The organism is Sphingomonas asaccharolytica NBRC 15499, from assembly GCF_001598355.1.
Lineage (GTDB): Bacteria > Pseudomonadota > Alphaproteobacteria > Sphingomonadales > Sphingomonadaceae > Sphingomonas > Sphingomonas asaccharolytica.
Genome location: NZ_BCYU01000050.1, coordinates 19641 through 36008 on the forward strand (window position 1 = coordinate 19641; position 16368 = coordinate 36008).

The 16368-nt window shown below is 66.2% G+C and carries 13 protein-coding genes; 5 read left to right on the forward strand and 8 right to left on the reverse strand.

What is annotated here, in order from left to right:
• Positions 1 to 51: 51 nt before the first annotated feature.
• Complete coding sequence (locus SAS01S_RS13985) at positions 52 to 579, reverse strand: lipocalin-like domain-containing protein (protein ID WP_066809384.1); 528 nt, start codon at positions 577 to 579, stop codon at positions 52 to 54.
• A gap of 90 nt (positions 580 to 669) precedes the next feature.
• Here SAS01S_RS13985 and SAS01S_RS13990 point away from each other — a divergent pair, with 90 nt between their 5' ends.
• Positions 670 to 1557 carry a LysR substrate-binding domain-containing protein gene (locus tag SAS01S_RS13990; protein WP_066809387.1) on the forward strand — a complete coding sequence of 296 codons (888 nt, stop codon included), beginning with the start codon at positions 670 to 672 and terminating at the stop codon, positions 1555 to 1557.
• A gap of 16 nt (positions 1558 to 1573) precedes the next feature.
• On the opposite strand, the gene SAS01S_RS13995 is transcribed toward SAS01S_RS13990, so the two are convergent.
• The 4 genes from SAS01S_RS13995 to SAS01S_RS14010 all read right to left on the reverse strand — a co-directional run bounded on the left by SAS01S_RS13995 (position 1574) and on the right by SAS01S_RS14010 (position 5882).
• Positions 1574 to 2965 carry a helix-turn-helix domain-containing protein gene (locus tag SAS01S_RS13995; protein ID WP_066809390.1) on the reverse strand — a complete coding sequence of 464 codons (1392 nt, stop codon included), beginning with the start codon at positions 2963 to 2965 and terminating at the stop codon, positions 1574 to 1576.
• Between the two features lie 321 nt (positions 2966 to 3286).
• Complete coding sequence (locus SAS01S_RS14000) at positions 3287 to 3904, reverse strand: DUF4893 domain-containing protein (RefSeq protein ID WP_066809393.1); 618 nt, start codon at positions 3902 to 3904, stop codon at positions 3287 to 3289.
• Between the two features lie 45 nt (positions 3905 to 3949).
• On the reverse strand, positions 3950 to 4735 hold the full coding sequence (locus tag SAS01S_RS14005; RefSeq protein ID WP_066809395.1) for a 3-hydroxybutyrate dehydrogenase: 786 nt from the start codon (positions 4733 to 4735) through the stop codon (positions 3950 to 3952).
• Between the two features lie 13 nt (positions 4736 to 4748).
• The gene (locus tag SAS01S_RS14010) at positions 4749 to 5882 is read right to left on the reverse strand and encodes a patatin-like phospholipase family protein (protein WP_066809397.1); all 1134 of its coding nucleotides are present in this window, start codon (positions 5880 to 5882) and stop codon (positions 4749 to 4751) included.
• 107 nt (positions 5883 to 5989) lie between these two features.
• Here SAS01S_RS14010 and ypfJ point away from each other — a divergent pair, with 107 nt between their 5' ends.
• Positions 5990 to 6913 carry a KPN_02809 family neutral zinc metallopeptidase gene (gene ypfJ / locus SAS01S_RS14015; RefSeq protein WP_066809399.1) on the forward strand — a complete coding sequence of 308 codons (924 nt, stop codon included), beginning with the start codon at positions 5990 to 5992 and terminating at the stop codon, positions 6911 to 6913.
• Positions 6914 to 7042: 129 nt separating this feature from the next.
• On the opposite strand, the gene SAS01S_RS14020 is transcribed toward ypfJ, so the two are convergent.
• The 3 genes from SAS01S_RS14020 to SAS01S_RS14030 form a co-directional block, all read right to left on the reverse strand.
• Entirely contained in the window at positions 7043 to 8704 is a 1662-nt protein-coding gene (locus SAS01S_RS14020; protein WP_066809402.1) for an ATP-binding cassette domain-containing protein, read from the reverse strand.
• Positions 8705 to 8778: 74 nt separating this feature from the next.
• The gene (locus SAS01S_RS14025) at positions 8779 to 9378 is read right to left on the reverse strand and encodes an alpha/beta hydrolase (RefSeq protein WP_066809404.1); all 600 of its coding nucleotides are present in this window, start codon (positions 9376 to 9378) and stop codon (positions 8779 to 8781) included.
• A gap of 150 nt (positions 9379 to 9528) precedes the next feature.
• Positions 9529 to 12150: a DUF4118 domain-containing protein gene (locus tag SAS01S_RS14030; protein ID WP_066809406.1), complete on the reverse strand. Its 2622-nt coding sequence runs from the start codon at positions 12148 to 12150 to the stop codon at positions 9529 to 9531.
• Positions 12151 to 12414: 264 nt separating this feature from the next.
• On the opposite strand from SAS01S_RS14030, the gene kdpF reads away from it, so the two are divergent.
• From kdpF to kdpB, 3 genes are read left to right on the forward strand one after another with little or no spacing between them, the layout of a single operon-like run.
• A complete protein-coding gene (kdpF, locus tag SAS01S_RS14035) occupies positions 12415 to 12504 on the forward strand; it encodes a K(+)-transporting ATPase subunit F (protein WP_066809408.1) in 90 nt (29 codons plus the stop codon).
• 10 nt (positions 12505 to 12514) lie between these two features.
• On the forward strand, positions 12515 to 14248 hold the full coding sequence (gene kdpA, locus SAS01S_RS14040) for a potassium-transporting ATPase subunit KdpA (protein ID WP_066809410.1): 1734 nt from the start codon (positions 12515 to 12517) through the stop codon (positions 14246 to 14248).
• 12 nt (positions 14249 to 14260) lie between these two features.
• On the forward strand, positions 14261 to 16282 hold the full coding sequence (kdpB, locus tag SAS01S_RS14045) for a potassium-transporting ATPase subunit KdpB (protein WP_066809412.1): 2022 nt from the start codon (positions 14261 to 14263) through the stop codon (positions 16280 to 16282).
• The last annotated feature ends 86 nt before the right edge of the window (positions 16283 to 16368 follow it).

Sequence of the window (16368 nt, forward strand, 5' to 3'; positions counted from 1 at the left end):
ATGTGACCACGAGAGCAGATTTATCTGATAATCTGTCATCAGATTTACAAGCTAATCGACCTTGCGCCAGACCGAGATCGGGATGTCGCCATTGGAGCGCGCGGCGACGGTGTAGCGCAGCACCTTGCCCTGCAACTGGTATTGCCTGACCTGTCTCGTCCCGTTCCAATTGGCGAAGCTTGCCTGCTCAATGGCGAAGGTCAGCGTGTGCGCCTTCACGTCCGCGCTCAGCATTCCATAATGCACGCTCATCCCCAACGCGGTGTCGCGATATTCTTCCGGGGTGCCGGTGGCGCGATCGCCCGAGGCGAAGCGGGGCCGTTCGCTCTTGTAGATCATGAGCGTGTAGCGACCGGCAGCATCCACCATCATGCTGCCGCGCGGCGCTGCACCATAGTCGTGGCCGATACTGCCGTCAGGGTGCCGGACGTCCGCGGCGACCAGCGTCCAGGTGCCGACTAGCGCGCGGGGCAGCGCCGGGCGCTCACCCGCGGCGGATGCCGTGGCGAACGAACCGCCGAAAAGGATGGCAGCGACAGCTACCTCAATCGTGCGCGGCGGCGGCAACAGTCTGAACATCGCAAATCTCCTTCCTGACCGCTGCTACCCAACCCTTTCCATCCATAAAAACGCATAGTTTTTATGTTTCACTTCAGTTATTCTGAAGCAATGCTCCTGCCCAATCTCGATATGGACGTCCTGAGGACGTTGGTCTTGGCCGAACAATTGGGCGGGTTCGGCCGCGCCGCGGAACGTGTCGGGCGCTCGCAATCTGCGGTCAGCCAGCAAGTCCGCAAGATCGAGGACCAGATCGGAGAGCCCCTGTTCGAAAAACAGGGCCGCGGCCTGGCGCCCACGCCGGCCGGCGAAATCCTGCTCGCTTATGCCCGTCGCATCCTCGACCTCAACGACGAGGCGCTCATCGCGGTCCGCGGCACGGCGGCGCAGGGCCAGGTGCGCTTCGGTTTGCCCCCCGATCTCGCCGAAACCTGGCTTCCCGACGTGCTCGGACGATTCAATCGCGCGCATCCTGGCGTGCGCCTGGAAACGATCGTCGATCGCAATCGTGCGCTGATCGAGCGACTGGACCGCGGCGAGCTCGATGTCGCGCTCGCCATGAACCAGACCGACCGCGCCGATGTCCGGCCGCTGGTCGCGCTCAAGGCAATCTGGATCGGGCCATCGCCCCGCCGCTTGCATTGGGATCCGGAGGGTGGCGAGCCGCTGCCACTCATCCTGACCGAAGCGCCCTGCTTCTTTCGTCAGCGCGCACTCGCCTTGCTGGAAGCCGCCGGTATCCCCTGGCGCGTCGTGCTGACCAGCGCGAGCGCGCGCGGCCTGTGGGCAGCGGTCGAAGCCGGACTCGGCGTGACCTTGCGCATTCCCGTCGGCGTCCCGGCCGATCTGCACGTCCTCGGCATTGAAGAGGGACTTCCCGATCCGACCGGCGAGCCGTTCGTCTTGTCGATCCATGATGGCGGCCGCATCCTCGAGCCTGCCGCACGGCAACTCTACGATATCCTGGCCGCCGCGATGACCGACAGAGTTGGCGGCTAAACTTCAATCGAGATCGTCAATCGCCGCCGAAGGTGAACGGGCTGACCCCGCGCTCGCGTTCGTTGACCAGTAGGGCGCGGCCCGCCGGCGCGGCGCTGCGTTGCGGGCAGGATGGTCGGGCGCACGCGCGACAGCCCAGGCCGATCGGGGTAGCCTCCCCCGTCAGGTCGATTCCTCGTGCCGCCGCCATGCCGCCCGCCACGTCCGCCGCGACACCCAGTCCAACCGCGAATTCCGCCTGCACCGCGCCATAACGGCGGCCCTGCGGCGTCACGGTGCGGGAGAGCGTCAGCCAGCGCGCACCATCCTCGAGTTCGACCAGCTGCACCGCAAGCTCTCCGGGCCGGTCGAACGCCGAATGCACGCGCCAGAGCGGGCAGCGCCGGTCGCTTTCGACCAGCGGCGAACCGCTCGCTCCCGAGAACCGCTTCGAGACCTGACCGGCGCGATCGATCCGCACCATGAAGAAGGGCAGCCCGCGCGCGCCCACACGCTGGAGCGTGGTCAGCCGGTGCGCGACCTGCTCGAACCCGGCGCCGAAGCGCCGCTGCAGCAATTCGAGGTCGTAGCCGGTCGCCTCGCAGGCGCGCAGGAAGCGGGCATAAGGCATCATCACGGCCGCGGCGAAATAGCTCGTCAGATAACGGCGATAGAGTCGCTCGCCCGCCCGGTCGGCGAACGCGGCGCCCTGAACCAGCGCCTCGACCATCGACCGCGCCTCGATCTGGCCGAGTTGATAGGCGGCGGCAAAGGTGCGGCTGGCGGCGTCGAGCGTCTCGGACACTTGCAGCTGGCGGGCATGGAGGTCAGTGCGCCGCAGCAGATCGGGCATTACGTCGACCGGCAGAATCCGGATGGTAAGTTGATGCTTGACGCGCAGGCGCTCGGCAATCGCGCCATAAAGGTCGCCGGCCCCCATCCGCAATTCGTCGGCCAGCGCCTCCGCCGCCGCGTCGAGATCGGCATAATGGCCGCGCCAGCGCTCGATCTCCTTGCGCAATTCGGCGATCACGTCGGCCGGGCCGCCGACATCCCCTGTTGCCGCTCCTTGCCCCAGCCGATCGAACACGCGCGCAAAGGCTTCGGCGCCGCCCGGCGCACCCGCCAGCCATTCCTCCACTTCGTTACGGTCGATCTCGAGGTCGGCGAATATCGGATCGGCCAGCCGCCGCCGGATCGCCGCCGCCCCGCCGCCGGGCTCACCTGCCGCCAGCGCGCGCGGATCGAAGTCGAACGTTTCGGCGAGCTTGACTAGCAGGGCGGCAGATAGCGGACGCTGGTTCTTTTCGACCAGATTGAGATAGCTGGGCGAGATGACGAGCATCTCCGCCATTCCCGCCTGAGTCAGTCCAGCGCGCCTACGCAACCGTCGAACCGCATGTCCCGCCAGCAATTTGCGATCCGCCATCCCAGCCCTCGAATAGAATTGCCCAGCAGCAGCGATCCGGTGGTGGCGGCTAATTGTCAATATTTTACATACCGACCGGCTATGTAGCCCGATCAGTCGACATCCTGACCTCGGAGCAGACCGATGCGATATCGCCCCGCGCACGAAATTCGGCCAGATGCCCGCTCAGAGACGAGCGTCTGCGCTTCAGTCTTGTAAGGTTTCCGACTTTCCTGGGGAGGAAAGGATGCCCGCCGGGTCGATCTCGGCGGGCATTTTCTTTGCCAAAATCCTGCAGTGGTGGGTGCGCACGGCTGAACCGATGCCGCGACACGCCGAGGGTCAGTCGATCGGCACCAGCTCGACCACGTCGAGCAAAGATTCGAAATGCGGATAGGGCAGCACCAGCCGCCAGCGCCGCGGCCCGATCCGCTGGACGATTCCAGCCATGTCGCGATTGGCATCGCGGCCATAGTCCATCGGAAGCTCTTCGTCGCCGAGCGACAGCGTGCCGAGAAATATCTGGCGATAGCCGCCGTCGTCGAACACCAGCCCCGCCGGGCGTTGCGAGCCGCCGATTTTGTAGAAACTCAGCATCTCGCCCTCGGGATCGATGCGGCAGCGGAAGGCGGGATAGGCAGTGAAATCGCGATTGCCCGACCGCTGTCCGCCGAGCTTGAAGACGCGGCATCGATAATCACCGGCGGGCGGCTTTGCACCCACCAGGGCGCGATCGGGATCGAACAGCATGCCTTGCGCGGCAATCGCCCAGCCCTGGCCCGCGGCGCGCGCCTTGGCCAGCCCCTCCAGCCACGCCTGACGGGTATTGCGCAACCGCGTGCGGTCGTCCGGCGTCGCGACGCGGTGCCAATCGGCGGGAATGTCGTCTTTCGCCGCCGCCGGAACGGCCACGGCAATGATGAGGGCACCCGCCAGTGTCCCCAGATGCGCCCTTTTCATATAGCGACAACCAACCGCCGGGCGGTTGGTTGCGCAAGCGATACGTCAGGCCGCGGTCCAGCCGCCGTCGACAGTCATATTGGCGCCGGTGATCGACTTGGCCTCGTCGCGGCACAGGAACAAGGCGAGCGCCGCGACCTGTTCTGGGGTGACGAATTCCTTGGTCGGCTGGGCGGCGAGCAGCACGTCGTTCATCACTTGCTCGCGCGTCAGGCCACGCGCTTTCATCGTGTCCGGGATCTGGTTCTCGACCAGCGGCGTCCAGACATAGCCAGGCGAGATCGCATTGACCGTGATCCCGTCGGTCGCGACTTCCAGCGCCGCGGTCTTGGTCAGGCCGGCGATGCCATGCTTGGCGGCGACATAGGCCGATTTGTTGGGGCTCGCGACCAGGCTGTGCGCCGAGGCGGTCGAGATGATCCGACCCCATTTCGCCGCCTTCATGTAGGGGATCGACGCGCGCATCATGTGGAACGCGCTGGTCAGGTTGATCGCGATGATCGCATCCCATTTATCGATCGGGAACTCGTCGATCGGCGCGACGTGCTGGATGCCGGCATTGTTGACGATGATGTCGGGCCCGCCGATCTCGTCATGGCAGCGCTTGACCATCGCCTCGATCGCCTCGGGCTTGGTCATGTCGGCGGCGTCGTACAGCGCCTTCGCCCCACTCGTCGTCTCCAGCGCGGCGCGTTCCGTCTCGATAGCCGCGGCGTCGCCAAAGCCGTTGATCATCACGTTCGCCCCCTCGGCGGCGAACGCCTTGGCATAGGCCAGCCCGATGCCCGAGGTCGAACCGGTGACGATGGCGCTCTTGCCCTTGAGGAACATGCGGGTCTTCTCCTTAGCGGGGGGTGAGGTCGAAAGCGGCGGTCTTGCCGTCGATGATGTTCTCGGCGACCAGTTCGGCATTGGCCATCGTCGCCGCGACATCCTCGCTGCCTGCCTGCCAATGCTCGCGCATCGTCCGCGCCGAGAATTCGAAGTCTCGCGCGCCGCCCTCCCAGGCATTTGCGCGATAGATCAGATGGACCAGATTGACCGGATATTCGGCAGACCGCTCCGCGAGCGCGCGGACGTCGGGGTCGTTGCCCATTTCCGGCGGCAATTTGGCGAGCACGCGCCGTGCGATCTCGCGATCCTTGCGCAACCGCATCAACTGGGTCGAGATTTCACGCGACCGGCTCGAAAAGCGGATTTCCTTCTCGCGCGCCATCACGTCCATGATCGTCCGCGGCCGCACCGCGATCGACGGAAACAGGTCGACCTGGAACACCAGCAGGCCCTCGGTCTGATGATCGAGCACATGGCTAAGCGGGGTGTTGGAGACGAGACCGCCGTCCCACCATAGCCGCCCGTCAATCTCCACCGGCGGCAGGCCGGGCGGCAACGCGCCCGAGGCCATGATGTGGCGCGCATCGATCCGCTCGAGCCGGTTGTCGAAATAGCGGAAATTGCCGTTTTCAACATCGACCGCTCCGACCGACAGCCTGACCGGCCCGTCATTGAGCAGATCCCAGTCGACCAGCTCGTTGAGCGTATTTTCGAGCGGCGCACTGTCGTAGAAACTAAGGGCGGCATTGGACCCCGGGGCCGCCATCACCGGCGGCAGGCCACGCGGCGAGAAGAAGCCGGGAACGCCCGCCAGCATCACGAACCCCGCCGACCATTCGTGCAATGCCTCACGCACCATATCGTCTGGAAAGATAGGAAAGCTGGGCAGCGAACTCGTCACCTTGTCCCAGAACGCCGTCAGTCGTTCGACCCGGCGCTCGGGCGGGTTGCCGGCGACGATCGCGGCATTGACCGCGCCGATCGAAATGCCGGCGACCCAGTCGAGCTCGATCCCATTGGTCTCCAGCCCTTCGATCACACCGGCCTGATAACTGCCGAGCGCTCCACCCCCCTGGAGCACCAGGGCCACCTGTTCGGGCAATGGGAGCGCCTTGGCGCGGCGGCGGGCTTTGGTCTCGGCCATCGCGAGTCCGCATGGGCCAAGAGCCCGAGTCGATCAATCGGGCGATTGCAACCATGGGCGTTGGGGCGCATTTTGATAGGCGACGCAAACGACGAGAGGGGTAGCCGATGCGGCTCGACGATTATGATCCCAACATCAATGTCGAGGATCAGCGCGGCCAGGGCGGCAGCGGGTTTGGCGGATTCGGTGGCGGTGGAGGCGGCGGCGGGCTGCTGTTTGCGTTCCTGCCGTTCATCTTCAACCGATTCGGCTGTCTGGGCGTGGCGGTTGTCGTCGGGCTGTTCTTCCTGTTCAGCGGCGGGCTGCAATTCGCCGATACCGGCAGCACCGGCGGCAGTCGCGCCCCGACCGAGGCGAGCCGTACCGCCGGCGGCAGCGATGTGCGGTCCAGCTGCAATCTCGACGCGTCGTCCAAGGTGGCGTGCAATGCCTTCAGCTCCGCGGACAAGACCTGGGCAGCGATCTTCCAACAGCAGGGCCAGCACTTCGTCGCCCCCAAGCTCGTCTTCTATGGCGGCAACGGCCAGTCAGGGTGTGGCGCGGCGCAATCGGCGATGGGGCCATTCTATTGCCCCAACGACCAGGGCATTTATCTCGACACCAGTTTCTTCCAGGAATTGTCGCAGCGCTTCGGCGCGCCCGGCGACTTCGCGCAGGATTATGTCATCGCGCACGAATTCGGCCATCACATCCAGAATTTGATGGGCACGTCCGACAAGGTCACCCGCTTGCAACGCAGCTCGAGCGAGGCCGACGGCAATCGCCTGTCGGTGATGCTCGAGCTCCAGGCCGATTGCTACGCCGGCGTCTGGGCGGCACAGAATCGTGACCGCCTGGATCCCGGCGATTTGCAGGAAGGCATGACCGCCGCGCACGCGATCGGCGACGACACGTTGCAGCGCGAGACGCAGGGCCGCGTGGTCGAGGCGAGCTTCACGCACGGTACCTCGCAGCAGCGAATGAGCTGGCTCAAGCGCGGGATGGACAGCGGCGACTATCGCCAGTGCGATACCTTCGCGGGGGCGATCTAGACCTAGCCCTTCACCGTCCCCCCGGCCTTGTGCCGGGGTCTGCCGGGCAAGGCGGCCGGGGATTAAAACTTCTTGCTGCTCGCTGCCGGCACGGTGGATGCCGGGACGAGCTCGGCATGACGTTTGAGGTCACCCCACAACCCGCGCAACTCCGTCATCGACGCGGATCAGCGTATCGCACAGCCGCAAGCTCGAATCGCGATGCGCGACGATCAGGATCGTCGGGCGCGGGTCGAGCGCGGCCAAGCGCGTGAGCAGATCGCCCTCGCTTCCCTGATCGATCGCGTTGGTCGCCTCGTCGAGCACCAGCAGGCGCGGCTTGCGTAGCAGCGCGCGGGCGATCGCGAGGCGCTGACGTTCGCCGCCCGACAACAGGGCGCCTCGCTCCCCCACCACGCTGTCGATCCCCCGGGGCATCCGCGCGACGATCGCAGTCGCGCCGACCGCGTCGATCGCCGCATGCATCATGTCCTCGCTGACCGTCTCATCGCCCCAATCGAGGTTGCGGCGCACGCTGTCGTGGAACAGGAAGCCGTCCTGCGGGACATAGGCGATCGCTCCGCCCCAGCCGCCGCCAAGCGCTCGCCCGCCAACGGTTATCGTACCCGCTTGCGGCTCGAGCAGGCCGGTGATGACGTCGACCAACGTGGTCTTGCCGCCGCCGCTCGCGCCGGTTAGCCCGGTGATCGATCCTTCGGCGATGGTCAGCGTGGCGTCGCCCACGCCGCCGCCGCCCTGATGACGATAGGTCACGTGCGACAGCTCGATCGGCCCCGGCGGAGGGACGTCGGCCTCGGCCTGAGCGAACGCGCCGAAATGGCGCTCCGCCTCACGCACCGCTTCGAAGGCAGGGACGCCATAAGCGACTTGCTGGATCGATTGCTGAATCGCCTGGGCCGGTCCCACCATCCGGCCGAACACCAGCACGACGATGATCAGTCGTGCCGGCGGCACACCCAGCAGGTTGATCCCCGCCAGAACGACTCCCGCCAGCGCCACCGCCGACCCCAGTGTGAACCACAAGCGCGCGCGCGCCTGGTCGCGCTGGAACCATAATTGCCGCCGCCGCGCGACCGATTGCGATGCGGCGAACTCGTCGACAAAACGATCGCGCATCTGTTGCGCGGCCGCGATCTTGAGCCCGCCGAGGAAGCTGCTGGCATTGCTCATCATATTCTGGCCCGCGCGCATCGCCAGCTCGCCGCTGCTGTGGTTGCGCGCCTGGTTGAACGCGATCAGCACCGCGCCGATTACCAGTCCAATGCCCGCGATCAGCGCCAGCATCGGGGCAAGTGCAGCGACTACCGCAAGTTGCACCAGGGTGGAGATCACTGCGACGCCGATTTGGACCAATTGCTGGGCAGTGACGCCGATCCGCATCACGTCGATCCCGATCAACGTCGTCGTCCGCGAATGATCGAGCGCAGCGATTTCCCGCCACGGCGCAACCGCGAGCGCGCGAAGGATGCGCAGGCGCTGGGCATCGACGAACCGCGCCTGGAGCGACTGCATCGAAAGATCGCGCGCATAGAGAACCAGCCCGCGCACGACCATCATCGCCATGAATGCGATCATCATCCACGCGATCAAATGCGGGGTGCCGGCAATGCCCCATTGCGCGGCGTAGCGATGCACCCAGCCGGGACCGCCACCCGTCACCACAGTCAGGATCGGCACGAGAAGCAACAGGCCTGCACCTTCGACCGCGGCGCCGCCAAGCGCGAGGCCCAAGGCAATCGCCGTTCGTCGCGGGCTCATCGCGGCCAGGGCGCGCATGATCGCCAATATCATACGCAGCGTTCTTGTGGCGTCGCCCCCGGTCACCCCGCCTTGTTAAAGGCGAAGCGCACCGCTGTCACCGCGTGTTAGTCAACCAACGCGAGCAGCCGCTCCGGATCGGCGCGTTCGGGTATTGCGCAGGCGAACGCGTCCGAGCCCAGCGTCGAGAGAAGGCCGACCAGCCGCTCCTCGGCATGCGTGCCGATCGCGCTGCGATTGCTCGGGTGCCCCGGCGTCAGACTGCTCGCATCGACAAAGCGGCTTCCCCAGCTGTCGGCCAGCGCCAGCACCTGTTCGACCGCAGGCGACGGATCGCAGGCGACGATCGACGGGAACGGCAGCTTGGTGGCAGGGCTGAGGCGGACGTTGCGTGCGATCGCCGACTGGCCGAAGCCATAGCTTAGCGGCGACAAGAGCACCGCGCCGCGGATGTTGCGTAAGTACGAGCGCGGCGAGAGCTGCGCCCACCAGGCGACCGCCAGACAGGCCACGCCCTGCGCCAGGATGACGGCGGGCTCGGCGCGATTGGCCATTACCGCATCGAGCTGCAATGCCCAGCGTCCGCTGTGAAAGCGGGAAAGATCGAGATCCACGCGCTGCAATCGCGCCGCGATCTGGGTATCGCCCTTGACCGAGACGATGATCGGAACAGGCTTGTCGAACGACGTATCGAAGTCGCGATCCATGACAGCTCTCCCAAGCGGGCGCGTCGCCTCTGTTCTTGCGAGCGCCTCCGACTCGGCGGCGCCTGACCCAAAGCTATTCCGATCGGTTTGATGTACAATCGGCCTTGCGACGAAATGAGGTGCGGCAGAGCCGGGCCGGCAAAAAACCGGTTACACGGCGAAGGCGAGCGAGAATTCGGCGCCGCCATCGGGATGGTTGCGCGCGGCGATGCCGACCTGCATCGCTTCGGCGAACCCCTTGGCGATGGCGAGGCCGAGCCCGCTACCGCCGCTGCGGTCGCTGCCGCGCCCTTGTGCGAAGGTGTCGAACACGCGCTTTTCCGACCCTGCCTCCAGCCCTGGGCCGTGATCGCGCACCGCCAGCAAGACGCTGTCGGGCATCCGCTTGCCGACGATCGCGACGCGGCCGTCGCCGCCATGGATGGCGGCATTGGCGAGCAGGTTGATCAGCACATGGTGAAGCAAGGTCGGGTCGGCGCGGACCAGCGGCAGATCGACCGGCACTTGCAAGTCGATATGCACACCGCGCAACAAGTCCTTGAGATCGTGAACCGCACTTGCCACCGCGTCGGTCAGGTCGATCGCCTCGGGGGAAATCACCAGCGCGCCCGAATCGAGCCGCACCATGTCGAGCAGATTGTCGAGGAAACGCCGCAGCCGGGCGATGTCGGCCCGCGCCAGCGGTACCGCCGCGGCATCGGGATATTGCCGCGCCAAGGCGTCGACCGAGGCAGCGACCGAGGTCAGCGGCGTGCGCAGATCGTGCCCGATCGACGACAGCAACGCCGCGCGCAGCCGGTCGCGCTCGCGCAGGACCGATACGTCGCGCAATTGATCCTCGAGCTTCAGCCGCTCCTGCGCCAGCGCGGCCTGGCCGAGCAAGGTGGTCAGCAATACCGCGCGATCGGCGCCAACCGGGTTGCCGCCGTCCTCGGCGAGCAGGCCCACGACGCCTAGCACGCCAAGCGAGGTCTTGAGCGGCTGGAACTGCCAGTCCGCGGAGACCAGGGTGGCAGTACCGACCCCGGTCGCCTCGCCCCTGCTCCACGCCCAGTCGGCGGCGGCGCGATCGACAGTGCCGAGTTCCGCCGTCGGGCCCGGCGCCGACGCGATGCAGGCGAGTTCGCCGTCGCGCTGGTCGAGCAGGATCACGGTCACGCCGAGCAGGCGTGCCGCTTCGCTGCAGATCGTCTGGCTGGTCGTCCGCCAGTCCGAGGCGCGGGCCAGCGCTTGGCCGAACCCGGCGACCGCAGCATTCTCCTGGGCGCTGCGCGCGCCGATCGTCGCCCGTACCCTAAGCCGGCCGGTCAGATTGGCGGTGAAAGTGGCGATGCCGATCAGGACGAACATCGTCAGCACGCTCTGCGGATCGGCAATGGTGAAGGTGTAGAGCGGCGGCAGGAAGAAGAAATTATAGGTCAGCCCCGCCAGGATGCCGGTTCCGACACCAGGCCACAGCCCTAGGCGCGCCGACGCCACGATCACCGGCAGCAGATAGATGAGGTCGATCCCACCGGGTCCGATCCACGGCTCGACCGCCTGGGCCAGGACCGTGGTCATGGCCACCAACAGCAGCGGCACGAACGCGTCGATCGCGAGGCTCCAGTCGCCGCGTGGAACATTGGTCCTGATCCGCTGCGGCGCGTCGCCGGCCGGAATGACATGGACTGCCAAGCCCTCGCCCGTCGCCAGCATCGCTTCGACCACCGAGCGGTGGCGCAAGGCGAACCACCAGCTGCGGCTCGATTTGCCGATCACCAATTGGGTGATCCGCGCCTCGGCGATCTGGTCGCGCAGGCCCGCTGTGACGCTCTCGGCAGGCACGGTGGCGATCGTCGCACCCAGGCTGGCGGCGAGCCCCAGCATATCGGCGATCTGGCGCCGCTGCTCCTCGCCGAACCCGGCTGCGCGCGGCGTTTCGATGAACACCGCTTGCCATGGAGCCTTCAACGCATCGGCCAAGCGCTTGGCAGAGCGGACCAATGTGTCCGCGCCCGGCAACTCGCTGACCGCCACCAGCACGCGCTCGCCACCCGCATAGGTTCCCGTCACGGCATGGGTATCGAGATGCTCGGTCAGTGCCTGATCGACGCTCTGCGCGGCCCGGCGCAGCGCCATCTCGCGCAGCGCCGACAGATTGGCCTTGGAGAAGAAGCGGTCGAGCGCACGGGTAGCCTCGGCCGGGATGTAGACCTTGCCCGCCTTCAGTCGCTCGATCAGTTCATCGGGCGGTAGGTCGACGACCTCGACCTCGGCGCCGTCGAACACACTGTCGGGGACGGTTTCGCGCACCCGCACGCGGGTGAAGCTGGCGACCACGTCATTGAGGCTGTCGACGTGCTGGACGTTGAGCGTGGTATAGACGTCCATCCCGGCATCGAGCAGTTCCATCACGTCCTGCCAGCGCTTGGGATGGCGGCTGCCCGGCGCATTGGTGTGCGCGAATTCGTCGACCAGGACGAGCTGCGGCCGGCGCTCCAGCACCGCGTCCAGGTCCATTTCCTCGAGTTGGTGTCCCTGATAGTCGATCGGCCGGCGAGCTATAACCTCGAGCGGTTCGACCAACGCCTGGGTCTCCGCGCGGCCATGTGTCTCGACCACCGCGACCACCACGTCGATTCCGGCGCGCTGGCGCTCGGCGCCTTCGCGCAGCATCTCGAACGTTTTGCCGACCCCGGGCGCGGCGCCGAGGAAGATCTTCAGTCGTCCGCGCTCTTCGGCCTTCGCTGCCCGGAGCAGCGCGTCGGGTGAAGGGCGGTTATCGTCGGGCAAAATGTGCAAAACTCCAATGTTCCGGCGAAATCAGGAGCACGGGATCGGCATGAACCGCGGATAAGGCAAGTCACGACGGTCCGATTCTAATGGCTTCTTAATGCCGCGGCCACGCTTTCGCCCGCGCACCTTAATGCCCTACCCTCCTATCTCGCCGGCCGACCAATAGGAGGCCGATCATGCCCGACATCATCTGGCTCGCCATACTCGGCGGGCTGTTCCTGGCGACGCTCGCCTTCGTGCGCCTGTGCGACAACGCCTGAAATGAACCTGCACCTCGCGCTCGCTGGGCTGACCGCATTCGGCCTGCTGATCTATCTCGTCGCCGTCCTTGTGCGGCCCGAACGGTTCTGAGGATAAACTCATGACGCTTCAGGGATGGGCGCTGATCGCGCTCTTCGTCGCTATTCTCGCCGCGCTCGCCAAGCCGATGGGACTATGGCTGTTCGCGCTCTATGAAGGACGCCGCACGCCGCTCCATGCCGTGCTCGGCCCGGTCGAGCGCGGCTTCTATCGCTTGTCCGGGATCGATCCCGACACCGACCAGAGCTGGCGCCGCTATGCGGTCCATATGCTGGTCTTCCAGCTGATCACGGTGTTGCTGACCTATCTGATCTTGCGCGCGCAGTTCTTCCTGCCGTTCAACCAGAGCAAGCTGCCCGGGGTCGGCGCGGACGGGTCGATGAACACCGCCATCGCCTTCGTCACCAACACCAATTGGCAATGGTATGTCGGCGAATCGACCATGTCGAACCTCAGCCAGATGATGGCGCTGACGATCCACAATTTCCTCAGCGCGGCGACCGGCATCGCCATCGCTTTCGCGCTGTTCCGCGGGTTCGCCCGGCGCCCCTCCCCCAACCCGGCGCCGGGCGGCACCGCGTCGAACGGTATCGGCAATTTCTGGGCCGATATCACCCGGATTACCCTCTATCTGCTGCTGCCGATCTGCGTGATCTACGCGCTCTATTTCGTGCTGAGCGGCGTGCCGCAGACCTTCGCCATGTCGGTCGACGCGACCACGCTGGAAGGCGTCAAACAGACCATTACGATGGGCCCGGTCGCCAGCCAGGAAGCGATCAAGATGCTCGGCACCAACGGTGGCGGCTTCTTCAACGCCAATTCGGCGCATCCGTTCGAGAACCCCTCGGCGCTGACCAACCTTGTCCAGATGCTGTCGATCTTCGCGATCGGCGTCGGGCTGACCTACACGTTCGGCAAGGCGGTCGGTGACACACGTCAGGGCTGGGCGATCCTTGGCGCGATGACCATCCTGTTCCTTGCCGGCGCCATCGTCGTCTATTGGCAGGAAGCCGCAGGTAACCCGGTCCTCCATCATCTCGGCCTCGCAGGCGCGAACATGGAAGGCAAGGAAGTCCGCTTCGGCACCCCCGCCAGCGCCTTGTTCACCGCGGTCACTACCGCCGCCTCATGCGGCGCGGTCAACGCGATGCACGACAGCTTGACCGCGTTGGGCGGCCTGGTCCCGCTATTCAACATGCAGTTGGGCGAGATCGTCGTCGGCGGGGTCGGCTCGGGGATGTACGGCTTCCTGTTGTTCGCGATCCTGGCGGTGTTCGTCGCCGGGCTGATGGTCGGCCGCACCCCGGAATATGTCGGCAAGAAGATCGAAGCGCGCGAGGTCAAACTCGCGGTGCTGGCGATCGCCGTGCTGCCATTGTCGATCCTCGGGTTCACCGCTCTGTCCTCGGTCATGCCCGACGGGCTGGCCGGGCCGCTCAACAAGGGACCGCACGGCTTCACCGAGATCCTCTACGCCTTCAGTTCGGCGACCGGGAACAACGGCTCCGCCTTCGCCGGCCTGACCGCGGGCACGCCCTGGTACAATGGCCTGCTGGCGGTCGCGATGTGGGTCGGACGCTTCTTCATGATCGTCCCCGTGCTCGCCATCGCCGGCAGCCTGGCGGCCAAGAAATACACGCCGGCCGGCGCGGGATCGTTCCCGACCACCGGCGGCCTGTGGGTCGGGCTGCTCGTCGGGATCATCCTGATCCTGGGCGGCCTCACCTTCCTGCCAAGCCTCGCGCTCGGACCGATCGCCGATCATCTCGCGATGATCCACGGCCAGCTCTTCTGAGAGTAACCCAAGATGACAATTGCCACCTCGATGTTCTCGGCGAACCTGGTCGTCCCGGCGATCGGCGACTCCTTCAAGAAGCTCGATCCGCGCCAGCTGATCAAGAACCCGGTGCTGTTCACCACCGCGGTGATCGCGCTGCTGCTGACCGTGCTGCTCGCGCTTGGCGGCGAGAAGCTGCCCGTCGGCTTCCAGCTCCAGCTGATCGTCTGGCTCTGGCTGACCGTGCTGTTCGGCACCTTCGCCGAAGCGCTGGCCGAAGGGCGCGGCCGCGCCCAGGCCGCCAGCCTGCGCGCCACCAAGTCCGAACTCCAGGCCAAGCGCCTGACCGGCGTCGGCGATACCTGGGGCAAAGTCGAAGCGTGGCGGCTGCAAAAGGGCGAGATGGTGCTGGTCGAGACCGGCGACCTGATTCCCGCCGACGGCGAAGTGGTCGAGGGCGTCGCCAGCGTCAACGAAGCCGCGATTACTGGCGAATCCGCGCCGGTCATTCGCGAGGCAGGCGGCGACCGCTCGGCAGTGACCGCGGGCACCCGCGTCATCTCCGACCGGATCAAGGTCCGCGTGACCCAGGAGCTCGGCCAGGGATTCCTCGACCGCATGATCGCGTTGGTCGAAGGTGCCGAGCGGCAGAAGACGCCGAACGAGATCGCGCTCACCATCCTGCTCGTCGGTCTGACGATCATCTTCCTGATCGCCGTCGGCACGATCCCCGGTTTCGCCAGCTATGCCGGCGGCAGCGTGCCTGTCGCGATCCTGGCGGCACTGTTGATCACCCTCATCCCGACCACCATCGCTGCCTTGCTGTCGGCGATCGGTATCGCGGGGATGGACCGCCTGATCCGCTTCAACGTGCTCGCCAAATCGGGCCGCGCGGTCGAGGCCGCGGGCGACGTCGATACCTTGCTGCTCGACAAGACCGGCACGATCACGATCGGCGACCGTCAGGCGAGCGAGTTCCGCCCGGTGACCGGCGTCGATGTGAAGACGCTGGCCGAGGCGGCGATGCTCGCCAGCCTGGCCGACGAGACGCCCGAAGGCCGCTCGATCGTCACGCTCGCTCGCGAGAAGTTCGCGCTCGCCACGACCTTGCCGGCCGACGCCGATATCATCCCCTTCACCGCGCAGACGCGCAGCTCGGGCATCCAGGTCGGCGACAACAAGGTGCTGAAAGGCGCGGTCGATTCGATCCTCAAGATGCTGGGCGCCGACACGCCCGGCGCGGTGGAGATCAAGCGGACGACCGACGAGATCGCGCGCGGCGGCATGACTCCGCTCGCCGTGGTCCGCAACGGCAGGCTGTTGGGTGCCGTCGCGCTCAAGGACGTGGTCAAGGCGGGCGTCCGCGAGCGCTTCGCCGAGTTGCGCCGCATGGGGATCCGCACGGTGATGATCACCGGCGACAACCCGCTGACCGCCGCCGCGATCGCCGCCGAGGCCGGAGTCGACGATTTCCTCGCCGAGGCGACTCCCGAGGACAAATTGGCGCTGATCCGCACCGAACAGACCGGCGGCAAGCTGGTCGCGATGTGCGGCGACGGCACCAACGACGCCCCCGCCCTCGCCCAGGCCGATGTCGGGGTGGCGATGAACACCGGCACCCAGGCAGCGCGCGAGGCGGGCAATATGGTCGATCTCGACAGTGACCCAACCAAGCTGATCGAGATCGTCGGCCTGGGCAAACAGCTGTTAATGACGCGCGGCGCTCTGACGACTTTCTCGGTGGCCAACGACGTCGCCAAATATTTCGCGATCATCCCGGCGATGTTCGTGGTGCTCTATCCGGTCCTCGGCGTACTCAACGTGATGGGGCTCGGCAGCCCGCGCTCGGCGATCCTGTCAGCGATCATCTTCAACGCGCTGATCATCCCGTGCCTGGTGCCGCTGGCGCTGAAGGGCGTCAAATACCGGGCGATCGGTGCCGGGCCGCTGCTGGCGCGCAACCTTGCCGTCTACGGCCTGGGCGGCCTGCTCGCGCCGTTCATCGGGATCAAGTTGATCGATCTGGCGGTGGGCGGATTGGGGCTAGCCTGATTTCAAAAAGCCCCTCCCCATTAGGGGAGGGGTTGGGGGTGGGGCCTCCCAACGAGCGACCAGCTTGAGGCACTGCCCCCCCCCCA

What these genes read in the sequence shown, in the direction of transcription:
- SAS01S_RS13985 (WP_066809384.1), bottom strand. Translation starts at nt 579, where the DNA reads ATGTTCAGACTGTTGCCGCCGCCGCGCACGATTGAGGTAGCTGTCGCT.
- SAS01S_RS13990 (WP_066809387.1), top strand. Translation starts at nt 670, where the DNA reads ATGCTCCTGCCCAATCTCGATATGGACGTCCTGAGGACGTTGGTCTTG.
- SAS01S_RS13995 (WP_066809390.1), bottom strand. Translation starts at nt 2,965, where the DNA reads ATGGCGGATCGCAAATTGCTGGCGGGACATGCGGTTCGACGGTTGCGT.
- SAS01S_RS14000 (WP_066809393.1), bottom strand. Translation starts at nt 3,904, where the DNA reads ATGAAAAGGGCGCATCTGGGGACACTGGCGGGTGCCCTCATCATTGCC.
- SAS01S_RS14005 (WP_066809395.1), bottom strand. Translation starts at nt 4,735, where the DNA reads ATGTTCCTCAAGGGCAAGAGCGCCATCGTCACCGGTTCGACCTCGGGC.
- SAS01S_RS14010 (WP_066809397.1), bottom strand. Translation starts at nt 5,882, where the DNA reads ATGGCCGAGACCAAAGCCCGCCGCCGCGCCAAGGCGCTCCCATTGCCC.
- ypfJ (WP_066809399.1), top strand. Translation starts at nt 5,990, where the DNA reads ATGCGGCTCGACGATTATGATCCCAACATCAATGTCGAGGATCAGCGC.
- SAS01S_RS14020 (WP_066809402.1), bottom strand. Translation starts at nt 8,704, where the DNA reads ATGATATTGGCGATCATGCGCGCCCTGGCCGCGATGAGCCCGCGACGA.
- SAS01S_RS14025 (WP_066809404.1), bottom strand. Translation starts at nt 9,378, where the DNA reads ATGGATCGCGACTTCGATACGTCGTTCGACAAGCCTGTTCCGATCATC.
- kdpF (WP_066809408.1), top strand. Translation starts at nt 12,415, where the DNA reads ATGAACCTGCACCTCGCGCTCGCTGGGCTGACCGCATTCGGCCTGCTG.
- kdpA (WP_066809410.1), top strand. Translation starts at nt 12,515, where the DNA reads ATGACGCTTCAGGGATGGGCGCTGATCGCGCTCTTCGTCGCTATTCTC.
- kdpB (WP_066809412.1), top strand. Translation starts at nt 14,261, where the DNA reads ATGACAATTGCCACCTCGATGTTCTCGGCGAACCTGGTCGTCCCGGCG.